10 protein-coding genes are annotated in these 15,956 nt (G+C 64.4%); 4 read left to right on the top strand and 6 right to left on the bottom strand.

Going from position 1 to position 15,956, the window contains the following annotated elements; translation table 11 throughout:
* The first annotated feature begins 44 nt into the window (after positions 1-44).
* The 4 genes from ACZ404_RS07875 to ACZ404_RS07860 all read left to right on the top strand — a co-directional run bounded on the left by ACZ404_RS07875 (position 45) and on the right by ACZ404_RS07860 (position 4,292).
* Positions 45-380, top strand: a complete 336-nt coding sequence (locus ACZ404_RS07875; protein WP_468436991.1) for a MazG-like family protein — start codon at positions 45-47, stop codon at positions 378-380.
* A gap of 233 nt (positions 381-613) precedes the next feature.
* On the top strand, positions 614-1,801 hold the full coding sequence (locus tag ACZ404_RS07870; RefSeq protein ID WP_468436989.1) for an ABC-three component system protein: 1,188 nt from the start codon (positions 614-616) through the stop codon (positions 1,799-1,801).
* 33 nt (positions 1,802-1,834) lie between these two features.
* Entirely contained in the window at positions 1,835-2,320 is a 486-nt protein-coding gene (locus ACZ404_RS07865; RefSeq protein WP_385999590.1) for a three component ABC system middle component, read from the top strand.
* A gap of 4 nt (positions 2,321-2,324) precedes the next feature.
* Positions 2,325-4,292: a DUF3732 domain-containing protein gene (locus ACZ404_RS07860; protein WP_468436987.1), complete on the top strand. Its 1,968-nt coding sequence runs from the start codon at positions 2,325-2,327 to the stop codon at positions 4,290-4,292.
* 274 nt (positions 4,293-4,566) lie between these two features.
* Here ACZ404_RS07860 and ACZ404_RS07855 read toward each other — a convergent pair whose 3' ends face one another.
* The 6 genes from ACZ404_RS07855 to ACZ404_RS07830 all read right to left on the bottom strand — a co-directional run bounded on the left by ACZ404_RS07855 (position 4,567) and on the right by ACZ404_RS07830 (position 15,555).
* The gene (locus ACZ404_RS07855; RefSeq protein WP_468436985.1) at positions 4,567-5,085 is read right to left on the bottom strand and encodes a DNA glycosylase family protein; all 519 of its coding nucleotides are present in this window, start codon (positions 5,083-5,085) and stop codon (positions 4,567-4,569) included.
* 199 nt (positions 5,086-5,284) lie between these two features.
* Positions 5,285-7,345 (bottom strand): zinc-ribbon domain-containing protein, encoded by a 2,061-nt coding sequence (locus tag ACZ404_RS07850; RefSeq protein ID WP_468436983.1) that lies wholly within the window; start codon positions 7,343-7,345, stop codon positions 5,285-5,287.
* 231 nt (positions 7,346-7,576) lie between these two features.
* Positions 7,577-10,678, bottom strand: a complete 3,102-nt coding sequence (locus tag ACZ404_RS07845) for a type I restriction endonuclease subunit R (protein WP_468436981.1) — start codon at positions 10,676-10,678, stop codon at positions 7,577-7,579.
* 3 nt (positions 10,679-10,681) lie between these two features.
* Positions 10,682-11,953, bottom strand: coding sequence for a restriction endonuclease subunit S (locus ACZ404_RS07840; protein WP_468436979.1), 1,272 nt, complete (start codon positions 11,951-11,953; stop codon positions 10,682-10,684).
* Positions 11,950-13,929 carry a type I restriction-modification system subunit M gene (locus ACZ404_RS07835; RefSeq protein ID WP_468436977.1) on the bottom strand — a complete coding sequence of 660 codons (1,980 nt, stop codon included), beginning with the start codon at positions 13,927-13,929 and terminating at the stop codon, positions 11,950-11,952. Before ACZ404_RS07835 ends, ACZ404_RS07840 begins: the two co-directional genes overlap by 4 nt.
* Before the next feature lie 636 nt (positions 13,930-14,565).
* Entirely contained in the window at positions 14,566-15,555 is a 990-nt protein-coding gene (locus ACZ404_RS07830; protein WP_468437194.1) for an ATP-dependent DNA ligase, read from the bottom strand.
* Positions 15,556-15,956 lie beyond the last annotated feature (401 nt).

Below are 15,956 nucleotides of genomic sequence, written 5' to 3'. Positions count from 1 at the left end.
CGTCCCTTCACCGCACCGATGACCGACGCACAATGGAGCTGCACATGAATGACGCCTGGACCACGATCGCCCGCCTTGCCACCCAACTGGAGGAGCATTCCACGCTCCCCCGCGAACAGCGGGTCCTCCTGCAGTTGCTCAAGATCCAGGAGGAGGCCGGCGAGGTCGCCGAGGCAGTGATCGGAGCGATGGGGCAGAATCCTCGCAAGGGTTTCTCCCACACCTGGGATGAAGTTGAGGCGGAGGTCTGCGACGTCATCGTGACTGGCATGGTGGCCTTAATGCGCATGAACCCGCACGCTCCCGACGTGTTCGCCAAGCACCTGGAACACATTCGACAGCGGGATGTGGACGACGCCGCACAAATCGCGACCCAGTAGTCAAGGTGGAGTTCGCTGCACCCTCGGTGGGTCGGCACACGCTCGCTCACGACGCAGATGCTTCCGGTGGCGTCTGTGAGACGAGGGATCGGCTGGACCTCTCGGTGGGGCCGCCTGTCCCTTGGAGCCGAGTGGCACGTCGAGCACCTCTATTTTCGAATAGATCGAACATTCCACTGATGTCCAGTTTGTCGTCTGGACTTGGTGCTTTACGCTGGTGGACACTCGGGGACATGTCCCAGGGATCACACGACGCCGCCCATAGCGCGGTTGGTTACCAGCATCAGACCTGGTGGGCGCTGGTGGAACTGTTGCGCTCTGGACCCGAGCGTCCGGACTCCTCCCTCACGCTGGAGATGTACGACGACATCGCCTGGGACGTGTCTGGGACACCCACCGAGTTGCTGCAGGTCAAACACCACAAGGGGAGGACCCGGCGACTGACTGACCGGGCAATGGACGTATGGAAGACCATCCAGGTGTGGATGGATGAGTCTTCGCCAGGTGATGCCAGCGGCCCGTCTCTGGTTCTGGTGACCACGCAGACTGCGGCACCGGGAAGTGCAATGGCCCTCCTTCGCACCCAAGACCGGGACGAGCCGGCCGCTCTGAAAATTCTGGAGGCAGTCGCCGCCGAGGAGGGATCGGGCGAAACGCGTGAGACGCGTCGCCAGTTCCTCGCGCTTGCTCCTTCGGTGCGGCGCACATTCGTGCACCGCATTCGCGTGGCCGACGGCTCTCCGCACGCCGAAGAAGTGCATGCCGCGGCCCGGACTGCCCTGCAGTGGACGCTGCCCACCGGTCACGAGGAACTGTTCATGGCCATGGTGTGGAAGTGGTGGGATGGCCAAGCACTGGCTCTGCTGCAGGGCCGCCTGACTAGCCTGGACGTGGGATCGGCCCAGGCCGCTATCGCGGAGATCCGGGATCAGTTCACCAGCGAAAATCTGCCCACTCTCGTGCACCTGCTGGACGTGAACGAGGACGAGATCAAGGAGCAGCACCGTACCCGTCCATTTGTGCAGCAAATGGAGTGGGTCGCTTACCCGCCTCGCAACCTGCAGAAGGCGATCGTCGACTACTACCGGGCATACACCCAGGCAGCCCAGTGGGTGGACGAGGACCTCATCGGCATCGCAGAACTCGAACGCTTCGAGGCGGAGTTGATCGACGAGTGGGAGCGTGAGTTCGAGTGGATGACGGAGGGACTCGCTGAGGACGCGGACGAGAAGGCCAGGCAGGCAGCAGGCCGGAGTCTGCTACGCACCTTGCTGGGGCAGACGGGCATCACCGTCCGCTCCCGCTACAACGACCCATTCTTCGCCCGCGGCCACCGCCATGCACTAGCTGACGCCGGCAAGGTCGGATGGCATCCTGAGTTTGAGGAACGCATCAAGCAGCTGCTGCACGTGCACGCCTGAGTGGTGCATGCGAACGATCAGAGGGAAGCGCGGATGACCGGGTGGAGTGAGCAACCCTCCGTCGTCGCGGCGATGCTCAATCCGGCATTGATCGCCGGGCTGCTGGCGACTACCGCCGAGGGACACGCCAAGGAGACCAGTCAAGGCGTTCCTGTGGTGCTGTCATTCGTCGCCGCCCCGCTCGTGCTGCACCGAGGCACCCGCGAAGCCCTCCCAGCATCGACAGCCACGCACCTGGCCACCTGGGTGTCACGAAACCCGGTGCTGCGCGCAGGGCTCCCACAGCGTGCGGTCAGTCTCGTGGAACCGGTCCGGGCAGGCATTCGCTTCGGTCTGGCACACGACGTGCTCACCCTTGACCGGGACCGCCTGTCCGCCGTCCCCCGCAAGCGGCCGCGCGGAGTGCGCCCTGCGCCTCAGCTCAACGAGATCCTGCGTAAGGCCAACCTCGTGGGCCGGTGGCTGGCGAAGACCGACAGTCCCGCAACTGTGCTTGCGCTGCTGGGCGTGGCACCCTGATCCGGTGCAGCTGCTCGCGATCATCCTCTACAGCAACACCGGTGACCGGCGGATCCTGGAGTTCGAGCCAGGGGCGATGAACGTCGTCACCGGCGAGTCCAAGACCGGCAAGAGCGCCCTGCTGGACATCCTGGAGTACTGCCTCGGACGCGACAGTCTCCAGATGCCCATCGGGCCGATCACCCAGACCGTCGCCTGGTACGCAGCGCTGCTCGACCTGGGCGGTGGCCGGGCATTCGTCGCCCGCCCGGCCCCGCTACCGGGTAGGAGTTCGACGCAGCGTGCCATGCTGCGGTTCGGCACTGACCTGGAGGCGCTCGGGTTCGAGGAGCTGGAAGCCGACGTGGACTCCAACGCGGTCCGCGAGCAGCTTGGGCGCAGGATCGGTATCGAGGAGAACCTCCACGAACCTCCACCCGGGTCCGCCCGCCAGAGTGTCGAAGCTCATCTCGGTCATGCCACGTTGCTCTGCCTGCAACGGCAGAGCGAGATCGCCGACCCGAACTTCCTTTTCCACCGGCAGGGTGAGCAGGGCATGGCCCAGACCCTGAAGGACACGATCCCCTACTTCCTTGGCGCTGTTCCCCGCGACCAGGCCCTGCGACGCGCTCAACTCTCCGCAGCCAAACGTGACCTGAAAACTGCTGAGGCTGCCTACCGCAGAGCTCAGGAGGCCGCCCAGCTTGCCGGAGCCACCCTGTCAGCACTGTGGCAGGAGGCGTACGCACTCGGCATGGTGGCAACTCTCGAAGAACCGGAGCGTGCCGCTGCCGTCGCCGAACTGCAAGCGGCAATCACTCACGCGGATTCCGGGCCTGCCCCCACGGGCGACGGGGAAAGCGCCACACGCAGAGAGCAGTTGCTGCAGACGCGCGACGATCTGCGCAACCAGTTGCGCGGTGTCGCAGCCGAGCGGGAGATCCTGCTACAGCAGGAATCGACTGAGGTCGGCTTCGAGGGCGCTGTGCGCACCCAGACTGCCAGGCTGGCCAGTCTGCACCTGCTGGGCCTCACCCCTGACAGCAGCAGCCCTCTCACAACCTGCGCGTTGTGCGGCAGCACCATGGCTGATCCCGACCCATCGGTCGCCGACCTGGACCAGCACCTGCGCCGACTGAGCGACCAGCTGAACGGCATCGAGGCGGCCCGCCCGGCCCGCCGCACCGCGCTGACGGCTCTGGACGAGCGAGCCGATGACCTTCGCGGCCAGCTACGCACCGTCGAGGCCGCCCTGCGCCAGCTCACCGCAGCGACTTCCACCGCCGACCAGCTGCCACAAGACGCAGCACGGAATTTCATGAGAGGGCGCATCCACGCCACCCTTGCGTCCCTGCCTGCGGCCTCGGACGCGGAGCTCCAGCGGCTGCGGGAGCTGCTGGAGTTCACGCAGGGGCGAGTCAGCGCTTTGGAGGACGAACTCGATCCTGCGGAGGAGCGCGAGCAGGTCACCTCCCGGCTGATGGCAGTCAGCCAGGACATGACTGCGTGGGCGAACCGGCTCCAGCTCGAACATGGCGGAAGCAGCGTGCGCCTGGACCTAAGCCGCCTGACCGTCGTTGCTGACACCGAACAAGGGCCGGCTCCGCTCTTCCGTATCGGAAGCGGCGAGAACTGGGTCGGGTACCACCTCGTCGCCCACCTGGCGCTGCACCGCTACTTCGTCCGCCAGCACAGGCCTGTTCCCCGGATCCTGATGCTCGACCAACCCACACAGGCCTGGTACCGCTCCGAGGTCGACCAACGCTCCGGGGAACCTCGCAGCGATACCGACCGCGAGGCCGTAAGCCGGCTGTTCCGCCTCATCTACGACGTGGTGCACGAGCTCGCTCCCGACCTGCAGGTGATCATCTGCGACCACGCCAACCTTGCCGAGGACTGGTTCCAGGACTCCGTGGTCCACAACTGGCGCCACGGCGAGAAGCTCATTCCCCAGGAATGGATCGACCAGGCCACCCAGGGTCCCCCGTCGTGAGCCTGTTGCCCGGCAGAGCAGGGCTCTGCCGGGCTTCTCGTCCGGTTCGTTGCAAGGTGGACGACGTCCTCTGTCGCGTTTTCGCCCTGCCCTACGCCCGCACGCCCCACCGCTCAGGAGGTGGGAGCTGACCGGTATCCCGTAGCTGCTGGTCACGGACGGGATGATCTCGCTGTGACTGATGTGATCACGCCGGGGGTGGAAGTCGGCCAGCTGAGTACTCGGGAGCCCAGTGACGCCGAAATCCGTGACGCCAGGCGTGTTTCCCCAGGCCCTACTTGCCGGCCTGTGACTTGAACCGCCATACCGCGTGCTCCAGTCCGCCAGCCTCGTGCCCGAGGATCGCGGCTGTCTCTTCATACGTGGCTCGCAGTGCCTCGTAGCGTAGGTCCGTGATACCGGCATCCACAGCAAAGGCACGCAGGTGTACGTCCACTGCGACCTGCGATCGCCCGACTAGGTTGCCGATGTAGTCGACGCTCTTCGGCCCGATCCCTCTCACAGCGCGCAGGGCGGCACGATTCTGCTGGTGGTTGAGCCACGAATGGAGGTCGTCTCGGGTATCGACACCTCTTGCGACCAGCAACTCGGTGATGGCGTGGGCCGTAGCCACCCTGCCAGGCGCATTGAAGTTCATGGCGGCGGCAAGGTCTTCCGCGGCGAGCCGTGCCTGGAAGCCGCGGACTGTGGCGGCGTCAGGCCATGCCGATTGCAACTGGACAAGTCGCGGTCGGATGGTTGATTCGTACTTCCGTCGAGCGTGGAAACTGGCGTCGCAGATGACCGCCCCCATGTGCGTCCAACCTCGTGGCAGATGGAACGGGCCATCGCCAAGAACAGACCGAACGTGGACAGTGAGCAACTGAACGGGGCTATGAGCGCGCATGGACCAATGATGATGCTTTGGCCGGGAGCGCGGAATATCGATACGAGAAGGTCTCACAAAGCCGAAGGCCGCCAAGACACCAACCTTCTCCGCAACGTGGGCGGCATCAGCGCACGGAGGTGCCGCCACTCGTCTGCGGTGTCACGGCCTGACACTGCCTGTCTTTGGCGCGGAGTGTGGCGGCTGATGCCGCGAGGTCGTAGCCACCCCGCTCATGGATCATTTGTCTGGCGTGGTGCTCGGCCATGGCCTGCTTGGCGCTGACGTAGCCCTCGACGATCTTGACATCGATCGAGCGTAGCCAATCGAACGCCAGCATCCGCTTCAGTACCGCGGCGGCAGTCAGGTGAGGATGCTGGTTCTTGGGGACAGAGAGTTCCTCGTGTCCAACACACTCCAACGGTGCTTCCCGGACACGCAGCACCCCGTAATCGGCGTTCAGCAGCGCCTCAGTCTTGCCCCTGTCAGTGCGGTTGCGTTCGGCAACATGCCAGTAGGCCCCGTCGAATTCGACGGCTATGCCTCCGCTGTCATCCACGAACAGCATGTCGACTGATCGGTAGCGGCTGGGGATGCGCGGGTCGGTCAAGCGGACGTCGTGCTGTGTGGCGAAGCCACAACGTGATAGCACGTATGCAAGTTCTGCATAGAGACCGATTTCGAGCACTGATGTGGCCGACATCTGGCAGCGGCGGCATCCCGACCCCAGTCGGGTGCGGTTGACGACCATGGCCTGCCAGGTATGACCGCGCGAACAGCGCCAGGTCACGGTCGAGTTGCTGCCCGGCAGCACCTGGTGAGGCAGTAGGGGCCAGTTGGCTGCCCTGTCCCATTCAACCGCGAGATCGGGGTGCTTGGCGGCGAGGTTGTTGGTAGGTGTTACCCGCCGACCGGCGCACTCACCGCATTGCCTGGACTTCACTCGATTGATGACCTGCTGCTTCCACGTATGGCCGTTGCGGCACAGCCAGTGCACTGTGCGCCTAGACGCAGGCAGGATGTCGGTAGGGCGCAGTCCATCATTGAGTACAGGGTGCCAGGTGGCCGCTATGTCAGGATCGACAATGGCGAGATTGTGCTCTGGCGTTGCTCGTTGGCCCGAACAGAACCCACAGCCACGCCCATTGGCCACTCGGGAGGCGACCGTGGCAAGCCATTCGTGTCCGGCATCACACCGCCACCAGCGCTTCGGCCGCGGAGTACCGGGCCGGACATCCGCGGGTGTGAGAGGCGCATTGCGGGTGGGGTGCCATTCCCGTGCAATATGGGGAGCGAGGTCGGCGAGTGACTGTCCCGCAGTCGGTCGACGGCGGGTTTGACCGCGCTGGCCCAGGGAGCACAGGGGACATCCCGTCCCTGCGCGACGGCCGCTTCCGGTGCGCTCCCCTATGACGGCCGCCCACACGTGACCGCACGTGCCGCACTTCCAATGCGCCTTGCGGCGGGAGCCAGGGCCGATATCTTCCGGGCGCAGCGAGCCGTTGAGTTCTGCGTGCCACTCCGCCGCTAGATCTGGGTGCCGCACCGCGAGGTTGTTCGTGCCATCAATTCGCGAGCCACTACAGAATGGACAAGACGGGCGGAGTGTCCGCTGCGAGACCTTTTCCGTCCAATGATGACGATTGTCATGGAAGCAGCGCCAGGAAACCAGCGTCGCGGAGAAGGGGGTGACATCTGAGGGTGTGAGACCTGGCCGACCAGGGGCAGCGACCCATTCTGCTGCCAACTCCGGGTAAACAGTGCTCAGGTCATTGCCATACCCGATCCTGCGTCCCGAACAGTACGGGCATCCGCTGCCGCGCCAGCGTTCGCTCGGCGGCATGTCATAGCGATGCCGGTCATCCGTAGGGCAGCGCCACCAGCGAGCCGGCGTATTGGACCGGGCGGCGACCTGGGCTGCTGAAACCTCGTTGCGCTCACTGTCCCATTCCGCAGCCAGGTCCGGCCTCAGCTCGGCAATCGACCGTCCCGCGGCAGGACGACGCGAGGAAAGGACTTGCCGGGCGATGCCGCACGTCTGGCAGGTGTGCCCAGCCATGAAGTGCCGAATCTGGACTCGGTACGGCAATCCGCAACCCCGGCAACGCAGGTATGCGTACTTCGCGCTGCCGATGGTCAGGCGGGTTGGATCCAGTCCTTCGTTGAGCTCAGCCAGCCAGGCGTTCATCAGTTCTGGCTCCTCCGAGGCCTTCGGAGAACCGGGTCTGCGCACCTACACTCCCGTGGACGATCGGTTCGAGCTGGCAACGCGCAGACGGTGCGCTGCCAGCCAGCGGCCACCGAGCTGCACAGTGAGGCGCTACGAGAGACGCGACTGGGCTTTCGTCAGCACGTCGAACTCCAAGAACACGTCCCGCTGATCGTTTTGGTCCAGGAGTGCACCACCCCCAACCTTCCATCACCTGGCTTCCTGCTCGGCGTCCAGACGCACTCCGTGGAAGGCGCCAGCAATGATGCTGTCCAGACCCTTGCCGTCGCCGACGACCTCGGCCACTACCTTCCCCAGCTCCCCGGGGGCAGCGAGCAGAGTGTCGAGGATGCGGTCACGGACCTTCTCCGACTTGAGGAAGTTCTCCAGGCTGTTTTCCAGTGCCCGCGACCTCAGCACCTCATCCGACTTGGCCGCTTCGATGACAAGCGCCATCAGCCCGGCGACGGCGGACTCCGAGAGGTCGTCGAACAGGCTGTTGAGGGTGTCGATGACCTCCAAGAGCGGGACCAGCTTGGGATCCTTCACCTTGGCCGTGCCCACCGCGCTCGGCCCGCTTAGCTTGTCGCCCTTCTCGGTAACCGAGGCATTCGTGATGCCCTTGTCCTTCTGCTCGATCGCGACCAACCGAGCGCTGGAGATGTCGACCTCGTCATGCGTGTGCTCAGCCTTGATCCACTGAGCAAGTTCACGACAGAACGCGCACAGGTCTTCCAACGGGGAGCCGGAGTAGTCGTATACCTGGGACAGGAAGTCGTACAGTCGCACGAACGAGGAGACGTTCTTCCGGAACTGCACCAGCCGCTCCACGGCCTGAGTGTCCTCGTTGTGCTGGGCCTGGTCCCACGCCTGGGCGAACCGGTCCTGGGCCCGGCTCATCGCTGCGGTGATCGCATTGCGGTCACCGTCCTGGGCACCTTGGACAAACTGGGCCACGTCCTGGGTGTCGAAGATGCCGAAGGTTCGCAGCCCCATCGCCAGCACGTGCAGCTGGTTCGGGTTGGTCTCGGTCTCGATCTCGGCTTCTTCGTAATACTTCGCGAACTCCGCCTGGATGTCCTTGGGATCATTGACGAAGTCCAGGATGAAGACGCGGTCCTTGACCAGGTTGCCTGATCGGAAGGTGCGGTTGAGGCGCGAGAGGGTCTGCACCGCCTGGATGTTGTCCAGGCGCTTGTCGACGTACATCGCGCACAGCAGAGGCTGATCGAACCCGGTCTGGAATTTGTCCGCGGCTATCATGACGCGGTAGTTCGGCTCGGCGAACGCCTCGGCCAGGTCTGGGCCGGCTCCCGGGTTCATCTTGGCTTCGGAGACCTCGTCGTGGATGCCGGACTCCGGGTCGTCCAGGGTGCCGGAGAACGCGACCAAGGTACCGATGTCGTATCCCTTGGACTTGATGTACTTGTCGATCGCCAGCTTGTACCGGAGCGCGTGCTTGCGTTCCGAGGTCACGATCATGGCCTTGGCGTGGCCGCCGAGCAGGTTGGCCACGTTGGCACGGAAGTGCTCGACGATGATCTCAACCTTCTGGGCGATGTTCGTCGGGTGCAGGCGTACGAACCTCTTAAGGGCCTTTGCTGCCGCGGCCTTCTCGACCAGGTTGTCTTCGTCGTCAGCCGAGACGTTGACACCATTCTTCTTGATCGCCTCAGCGATCTGATAGATAGTCCCATAGTTCTGGTAGCGCGGCAGGACGTCCAGGATGAACCCCTCCTGGATGGCCTGCTTCATCGAGTACACGTCGAACGCGGAAGGCTTCGCGTCGGGCGTCTCGCGGCGCCCGAACAGTTCGATCGTCTTGGGCTTCGGGGTCGCGGTGAACGCGAAGAACGACACGTTCGGGGTCGGGGCGTCGGCAAACGCGTTGATCGTGTCCTCGGCGTCGACCTCCGTGCCCTCGTCGACTTCCTGACCGCCGGCGCGCAGTACCTGACGCACCTTCTTCGCCGTGGCGCCGGCCTGCGAGGAGTGCGCCTCGTCCGCGATGACCGCGAACCGGTGCCCGGCCAGCGAGTCGTCCTGCGATAGGAGCTTCAACACGGCCGGGAAGGTCTGGATGGTCACCACCACGATGCGGCGACGGTCCTGCAAGGCCTTGAGCAGCGCACGTGACTTGGAGCCCTGGTCGGTGCGGGCCCGCTTGTCGACGTTATAGACATAGTCCGGCTTGCCCTCGATCTGAAGAACCGCGCGCTGCATCTGATCGTCCAGCACCGTGCGGTCGGTGATCACCACGACCGTGTCGAAGACCTTGCGCCCGGTGTGGTCGTGCAGGTTCGACAGGCGATGTGCAGTCCATCCGATCGTGTTCGTCTTGCCAGACCCCGCTGAGTGCTGGATCAGGAACCGTCCCCCCACGCTCTCCGCTTTGACCTGCTCGACCATCCGCGAGACGGCCTGCCACTGGTGGAAGCGCGGGAATATGACGTTGGTGGAGGTCTTGCGCTCACGCGTAATCGCGTTCGTGCTGGTCTTGACGTCCACGAACAGCATGGACCCGAAGATATCCAGCCACGTGTCGCGGGCCATGACCTGCTCCCACAGGTACGCGGTGGCCGGCCCATGCTCGTTGACCGGGTTGCCCGCGCCGCCGTTGTTGCCCTGGTTGAACGGCAGGAAGTAGGTGTTCTCACCGTCGAGATGAGTGGTCATGCGGACCTCGGACTCGGTGACCACGAAGTGCACCAGCGCCCCGGTACCGAATGCCAGCAGCGGCTCTCCCTTGGGCTTGCGGTCCTGGGCGTACTGCTTCACCGCAGCGTCGATGGACTGCTTGAAGTTCGTCTTCAGTTCGAATGTGGCCACCGGGATGCCGTTGATGAAGGCGACCAGATCGATGCTGTCGTGAGGCTTTTGCCGCGAGTAGTACACCTGCCGCATGATCCGCAGGCGCACCTTGTCGTAGGCGGCCATGCGGGTGGCATTCGTCGGGTCCGCCGGGCGCCACTGGACCATCTTCATCTCGTCGCGCAGCCCCACGGGGACGTTCGAGCGCAGCAACTGCAGGGTCCCGCCTGGGCCACCGCCCCTGTTGTCCAGCGGGGTGGAGCGTAGCTGCACGATCAGGTCGAGCAGAGCCTCCTTCGCTGAGTCTGCCCGCGGGCCGGAACCGATGCTGCGCTTCCATGCCTGTGGGTCCAGGTCCTTGAACCAATCGAATACGTCCTCTGGGTACAGGGCACGTTCGGCGTCGTACCCCTCCCCGTTCGCGGAGTACTCCCATCCATGGGCGGCCAGGTATTCGCAGATGCGCTGCTCGAACTCCGACTCGTACGTCAGGTCCACCACGGCTCAGGCCTCCTCGGAGATGTCGATCTGGCCGGTCACGGCCGCAGTGATGAGCGCCCTACGGCGCTCCCTGACGAGCTCGATATGCCGCTGCGTCTTCGTGATCAGATTGTCGATCTCCGCTGTTTCCTCATCGAGGTGCTTGAGGATGAGATGCTGTTCAGCGAGGTCAGGAACGTTCATCGGAAGGTTCACGATGTCGTCCCTGCTGATGTTCAGCATCGAAGAGCTCGCGCCAGACGCGGCCATCTCGATCAAATCCCTGACTCGGCGGCTGGCCATCAGGTGGGCGACATACCGGGGCACGGCCTTGGACTCGTCGAGCGCGAGAGCGTAGAGCTTGTCGCTCAGCATGAGCCGTGGGTAATCTCCGGACACCACTGCCGCGCTACCGACAAGGTCACGGGTGTTGGCTCGGGAGACCAAGAGATCGCCGCGCCGCACCACGGTCGATGGACGCGGCTCCAGGTCTTCGGGAAGTTCTTTGTTCTCTTCCGGGCGGAAGACCCCGCGGTTGGCCGCCCCGGCTTTCAGGACTGCCCAGGTCTCGACTCCATCTGCAGGCCAAGGAAAGCACTGCGGGCTCCACCCCTGTCGAACGGACCGCACCAGGTGCTTCAGCCGTGTACCGGGCGCCGCCGGCACGACCTCCGCAAGCTCATGCTCCACGACAGCTTGACGTCGTTCCTGTAGCCGTCCAATGAACCGCTCCAGCGCGGCAATGAGCCTGTCGATCTCTGCGATCTCGCGATCCAAGTGATCAGCAATGGCCCGTTGCTCAAGACTGGAGGGAAGCGGGAGGGGAATGGCCGCCAGCTTCTCGGCCGTCAGGTGCGGCATGGAAACGACGTTGCAGTACCTCCGCAGGTACCCGGTGGCGCGCAGGGCGATCAGATAGTACGCAAGGAATCGCCCATCATTACCAGTTTTCGACCGGACACGGTTGATCGAGTTCTGGAACCCCCAGCCGTCGAGGTCTTCACCGACGTACGCGGCACGCCCGAAGCCCCCCTGCCCGCCCTCGACCACGACCACGTCACCCTGCCGAAGGGTGAGGTCGTCCAACTCAGAAGGTGAGAACCACATTTCCTTCACGTCGTCCAGAGCAAGGACGCCGTCAGGCTGGACGTTGGCCGCCCTCATGTACGGAGCAAGGACATCTTGGCCTGTGTCTTTTGCCTGGAGCATCTTGCCCAGAGTGACGCTCCCCAGGTGCTTGACCTTACCGATCGTCCACGGCAGCTGGGTATCTCCCCAGGGAAGAGGGGTGCTCACTTGCTTGCCTCCACCTTGTGCAGCAGGCCGAGGATCTCCTGCAGGGACTCGTCGAGGGCGGCGTCGATCTCAGCGAGGGTGCGCGGGGGCACGTACTTGTAGAAGTGGAGGGTGAAGGGGATCTCGTAGCCCACCTTGGTCTTGGTGTGGTCGATCCAGGCGTCCTCGATGTGCGGCTTGACCTCCGCGTCGAAGTACGCCTTGATGGTGGCGTCCTTGGCGTCGTGCCTCTTGGGGTGCCCATTCCAGCCGAAGGGGACGATCTCGGTATCGCGGAGTGGAACGTCGGGCTCCGGCTCCCCCTTGTTCTTGCCAGACTGGAAACGGCAGATGTCGCCGTTCTCGTCGCGCTCGCCGAGGGTCTGCCACAGGGCCTTGCGCTGCGCGGAGGTCAAGCTGATGCCGCGGGAACCGAGGTGCTTGCCCAGGTCGTTGAGGAACTCTTCGCGGTTGAGGTACTGGCCCCCGTTGAAGCAGTTCAGGGCGTCGATGAGGCCGTCGACGTTGCCTAGGGTCTTGTGCTCAGCGACGAGGGCGACCCGTTCAGGTGTGGTCTCGAAGTTCCGCCGCATAGGCCGCTCGACGGTGATCTGCCAGAAGGCGAAGTCGAGGTTGTCGAAGATCTTGGACGTGTCGGAGGACTCCATGTCCGCGTACTGCTGGAGCACGCGCTCACGGGCGGCGTCGTTGATCTTAACGCGCTTGGAGCCCACGGACTTGTCCATCTTGGCGCCCAGGGCGGTGGCGTCGATGAGCTGCACCTTGCCCTTGCGCTCGGGGCGCTTGTTGTTGTCGAAGATCCACAGGTACGTGGGAATGCCAGTGTTGTAGAACATGTCGCTCGGCAGCGCGACGATGGCTTCGATCAAGTCGTTCTCCAACAGCCACCCTCGGATGTTGCTGGAGCCGCTCCCGGCGCCGCCGGAGAACAGCGGGGAGCCGTTCAGGACGATGCCGGCGCGGGCGCCGCCGTCCTGGCTGTCAGCGGGGTTCATCTTGGCGATGGCGTGCTGGACGAACAGCAGCGCGCCGTCGGAGGTCGGGGGCAAGCCCGCCCCGAAGCGACCGCTGAAGCCCTTCTTGTGCTCCCTCTCCACGTGCTCGGCGATGTTCTTCCAGTCCACGCCGTAGGGCGGGTTGGAGAGGATGTAATTGAACGTATCGTCCGGGAACAGGTCCTTGGTCAGGGTATTGCCCAGCACGATGTTCTGCGTGCTCTGACCCTTGGCGAGCATGTCGGAGCGGCACATGGCATAGGACTCCGGACGCAGCTCCTGCCCGTACAGGAGGAGCTCGGCATCCGGATTCATGCGGTGCAGGTGCTCCTCTGCCACGCTGAGCATGCCGCCGGTGCCAACAGTGGGGTCGTAGATGCTGCGGATGGCTTCGCCAGACAGGCCCTTGTCGTCCTCTGCGAACAGCAAGTCGACCAGCAAGTTGATCGCGTCGCGGGGGGTGTAGTGGTCACCGGACTCAGCGTTGGACGACTCGAAGTCCATATAGATGAGGTGCTCGAACAGCTCGCCCATCTTGGAGTTCGGCACGGCCTCGGGGGACAGGTCGAGGTCGCGGAACTGGCGGACGATCGTGGCGAGGATGCCGCCCTTCCTCATCCGCTCGATGTGCTCGGGCAGGTGGAAGTACGTGAAGACGTCGATGTCCTTGCTGAAGCCGTGTACGTACTCCAGCAGGTTGTCGGCCATGTCGTCGCCGGAGTCGTACACCGAGGCCAGGGTGTGCTTCGTCGTGTTGTAGAACTTCACACCGCCGGTGAAGGACTTGATCATCTTCACGCGCAACGTCTCGTTCGGCTGCTGGGCGATGATCGCGGCCACCTGGGCGCGGTGGGGTGCCATGACGCACTCCAGGCGACGCAGGATCGTCATGGGCAGGATGACGTCACCCGCCTTGTTGCGGGCGTAGACGCCGCGCAGGGTGTCGGCGATGGCCCAGACGTCCTTCTTTAGGTCGACCACTTGAGTTGTCCTTCCTGGCACGGATGAGCGGGCACCCGCTGAGATGCTGACCAGTGACGGTGCTGGTCCACTCACGAAAATGTAGAGGGTGCCACTGACAGGGCCGACACCCTTGAGACAGCAAGACCCGCTTTGGGATAAAAAGTCCAATTATCGTGTGCATGCTGGCCGCACGGATACGAGCGACAGCGACGGCGTTCTCTAACCACCGCACGACCGACAGCCAAGAGAAGCGCACTGTGAGAGCGCCGAGCTGTCGCTGGCACTCGCGATGCCTGGCCTCCCTCGCCCAAGTACGCCAGCCTCTCCGGCCGCTCCGAGGGCCTTGGCCGCACTCAGTAGCGCCCATGACACGGCCCGGCGGCCAGGCCCTCGGGTCCCGGGCTGAGGAATCCTGGCGTGAACAGCCGAAGGCCCGGACGTACATTCGACATGTGACTGGGATGCCAAAACGCATCGACCCCAACACAGACCGGGCAACCGCTGCAGCCATGCTGGGCTGCTCGCCTGACGAGGTCGGATACTGCCCGAGGTGCCAAGGGTTGACTCGCAGATACGGCCGCGACTCTCAAGTCATCTGCCGGGCCTGCCGGGCGGCTGAAACCACCAAGAACACATCCGGCTGATTGGCCGAAATCAACCAGCGGCCGGCACCACGCCCTCACCGAACGCCGCGACGTCTTCGGGCGCCATGTCCTCGCGAAGGCGGACGAACCGGGCCGGGTGACGCCAAACTCCTCGGTCCTGTGCACGGTCCACATCGATCTCGGCGACCAGCTCTGGCGCCACGAGTACGACCTCCAGCGGGGTCCGGGATCCCCACGACGTGGTGAACCGTACGCCTGCCCAGGGATGGCTCGTCCCCGCTTGAGTTAGCAGGCCGGCGAAGCGCCGGGCACGGTCGGGATGCAGCTGGGTACTACGCGCGACCGGCCTCAGCACCCCATCGCGGTCGTAGCGGCCCAGCAGAAGACTCTGCGGTCGGCGGAGCGTGCCGGTGATCGCCCCCACGATGCCCTCCGTCGTGTCCCGTCGGCGGATCTTGTACCAGCCTCGGGCGCCGGGGATGTACCGCTGCTCCCGCCCGCGGATCACCAGCCCTTCGACGCCAGGAACCTCCGTCCAGGAGGTCAGCCAGTCCTGCGCCGCCCGGACGTCGTCGGTTTCAGGGCAAAGCGTCCAAGGCGGCGCGAGCGCGTACTCGGTGAACAACTCCTCCAACTTCGCGCGTCGACGTTCGTACGGTTCCTGGAGCAACTCTTGTCCCTCGACCTGAAGAATGTCGAAAGCGACGAAGTGGGCGGACAGCACCTCAGCCAACCGCGCAGCCGTCCGTCCGCCGGACGCCGCGCGACGTTGCAATGCCTCAAATGAGAGCTGTCGCCCCTCCCACACCAGAAGCTCCCCATCGAGAACCAGGCCGTCGGGGAGGCGCGTAGCCGCAAGGACCAGGTCAGGGAACCGGCTCTGCACCAGGGCGCCTCTACGCGACTGGAGCAGGACTGGACCCGGTCGAGGCTTCGGGGTGAACAGGAGGGCACGATAGCCGTCCAGTTTCGGTTGGAAGATCAGCCCTCCAGGCAACGCTCCGGGCGGGGGAAGCTGGTCGCGAGCCTGCGCCAGCATCGGTTCCACCGGCGGTCGGAGCACCATAAGCCCTGTCTACAGCTCCGGCGCATTGACCGCACGTTGTGCACCGACGACCTGCCGCGCAGCCACTTCCAAAACCTCGACTCGCGAACGGGTCACCACCGAGATCCGCAACAGAGCGCACCCAGCGGCGAGGCACACAGAGCCTCTCCGTGCGACCGCTGACGTTCCCGCAACAGGACCAGGCCACGGAACTCCTAGCAACAAGTGTTTACGACAGAGCATCTCAAATACGCCTATAACCCCCTTACCGCGCTGCCATCCAGGGGACGCGTGGGCTAACCTGGCGGTAGGTCATAAACACCTGTAGATGACTGGCTCTGGTGCGCTCTTCGCTCGCGCGCGAAGCTCCGCCCGCCGTCATCCACGGGTCGGCT

The organism is Streptomyces sp. NPDC030798, assembly GCF_055572275.1.
This window is presented reverse-complemented; position numbering and strand designations above follow the sequence as displayed.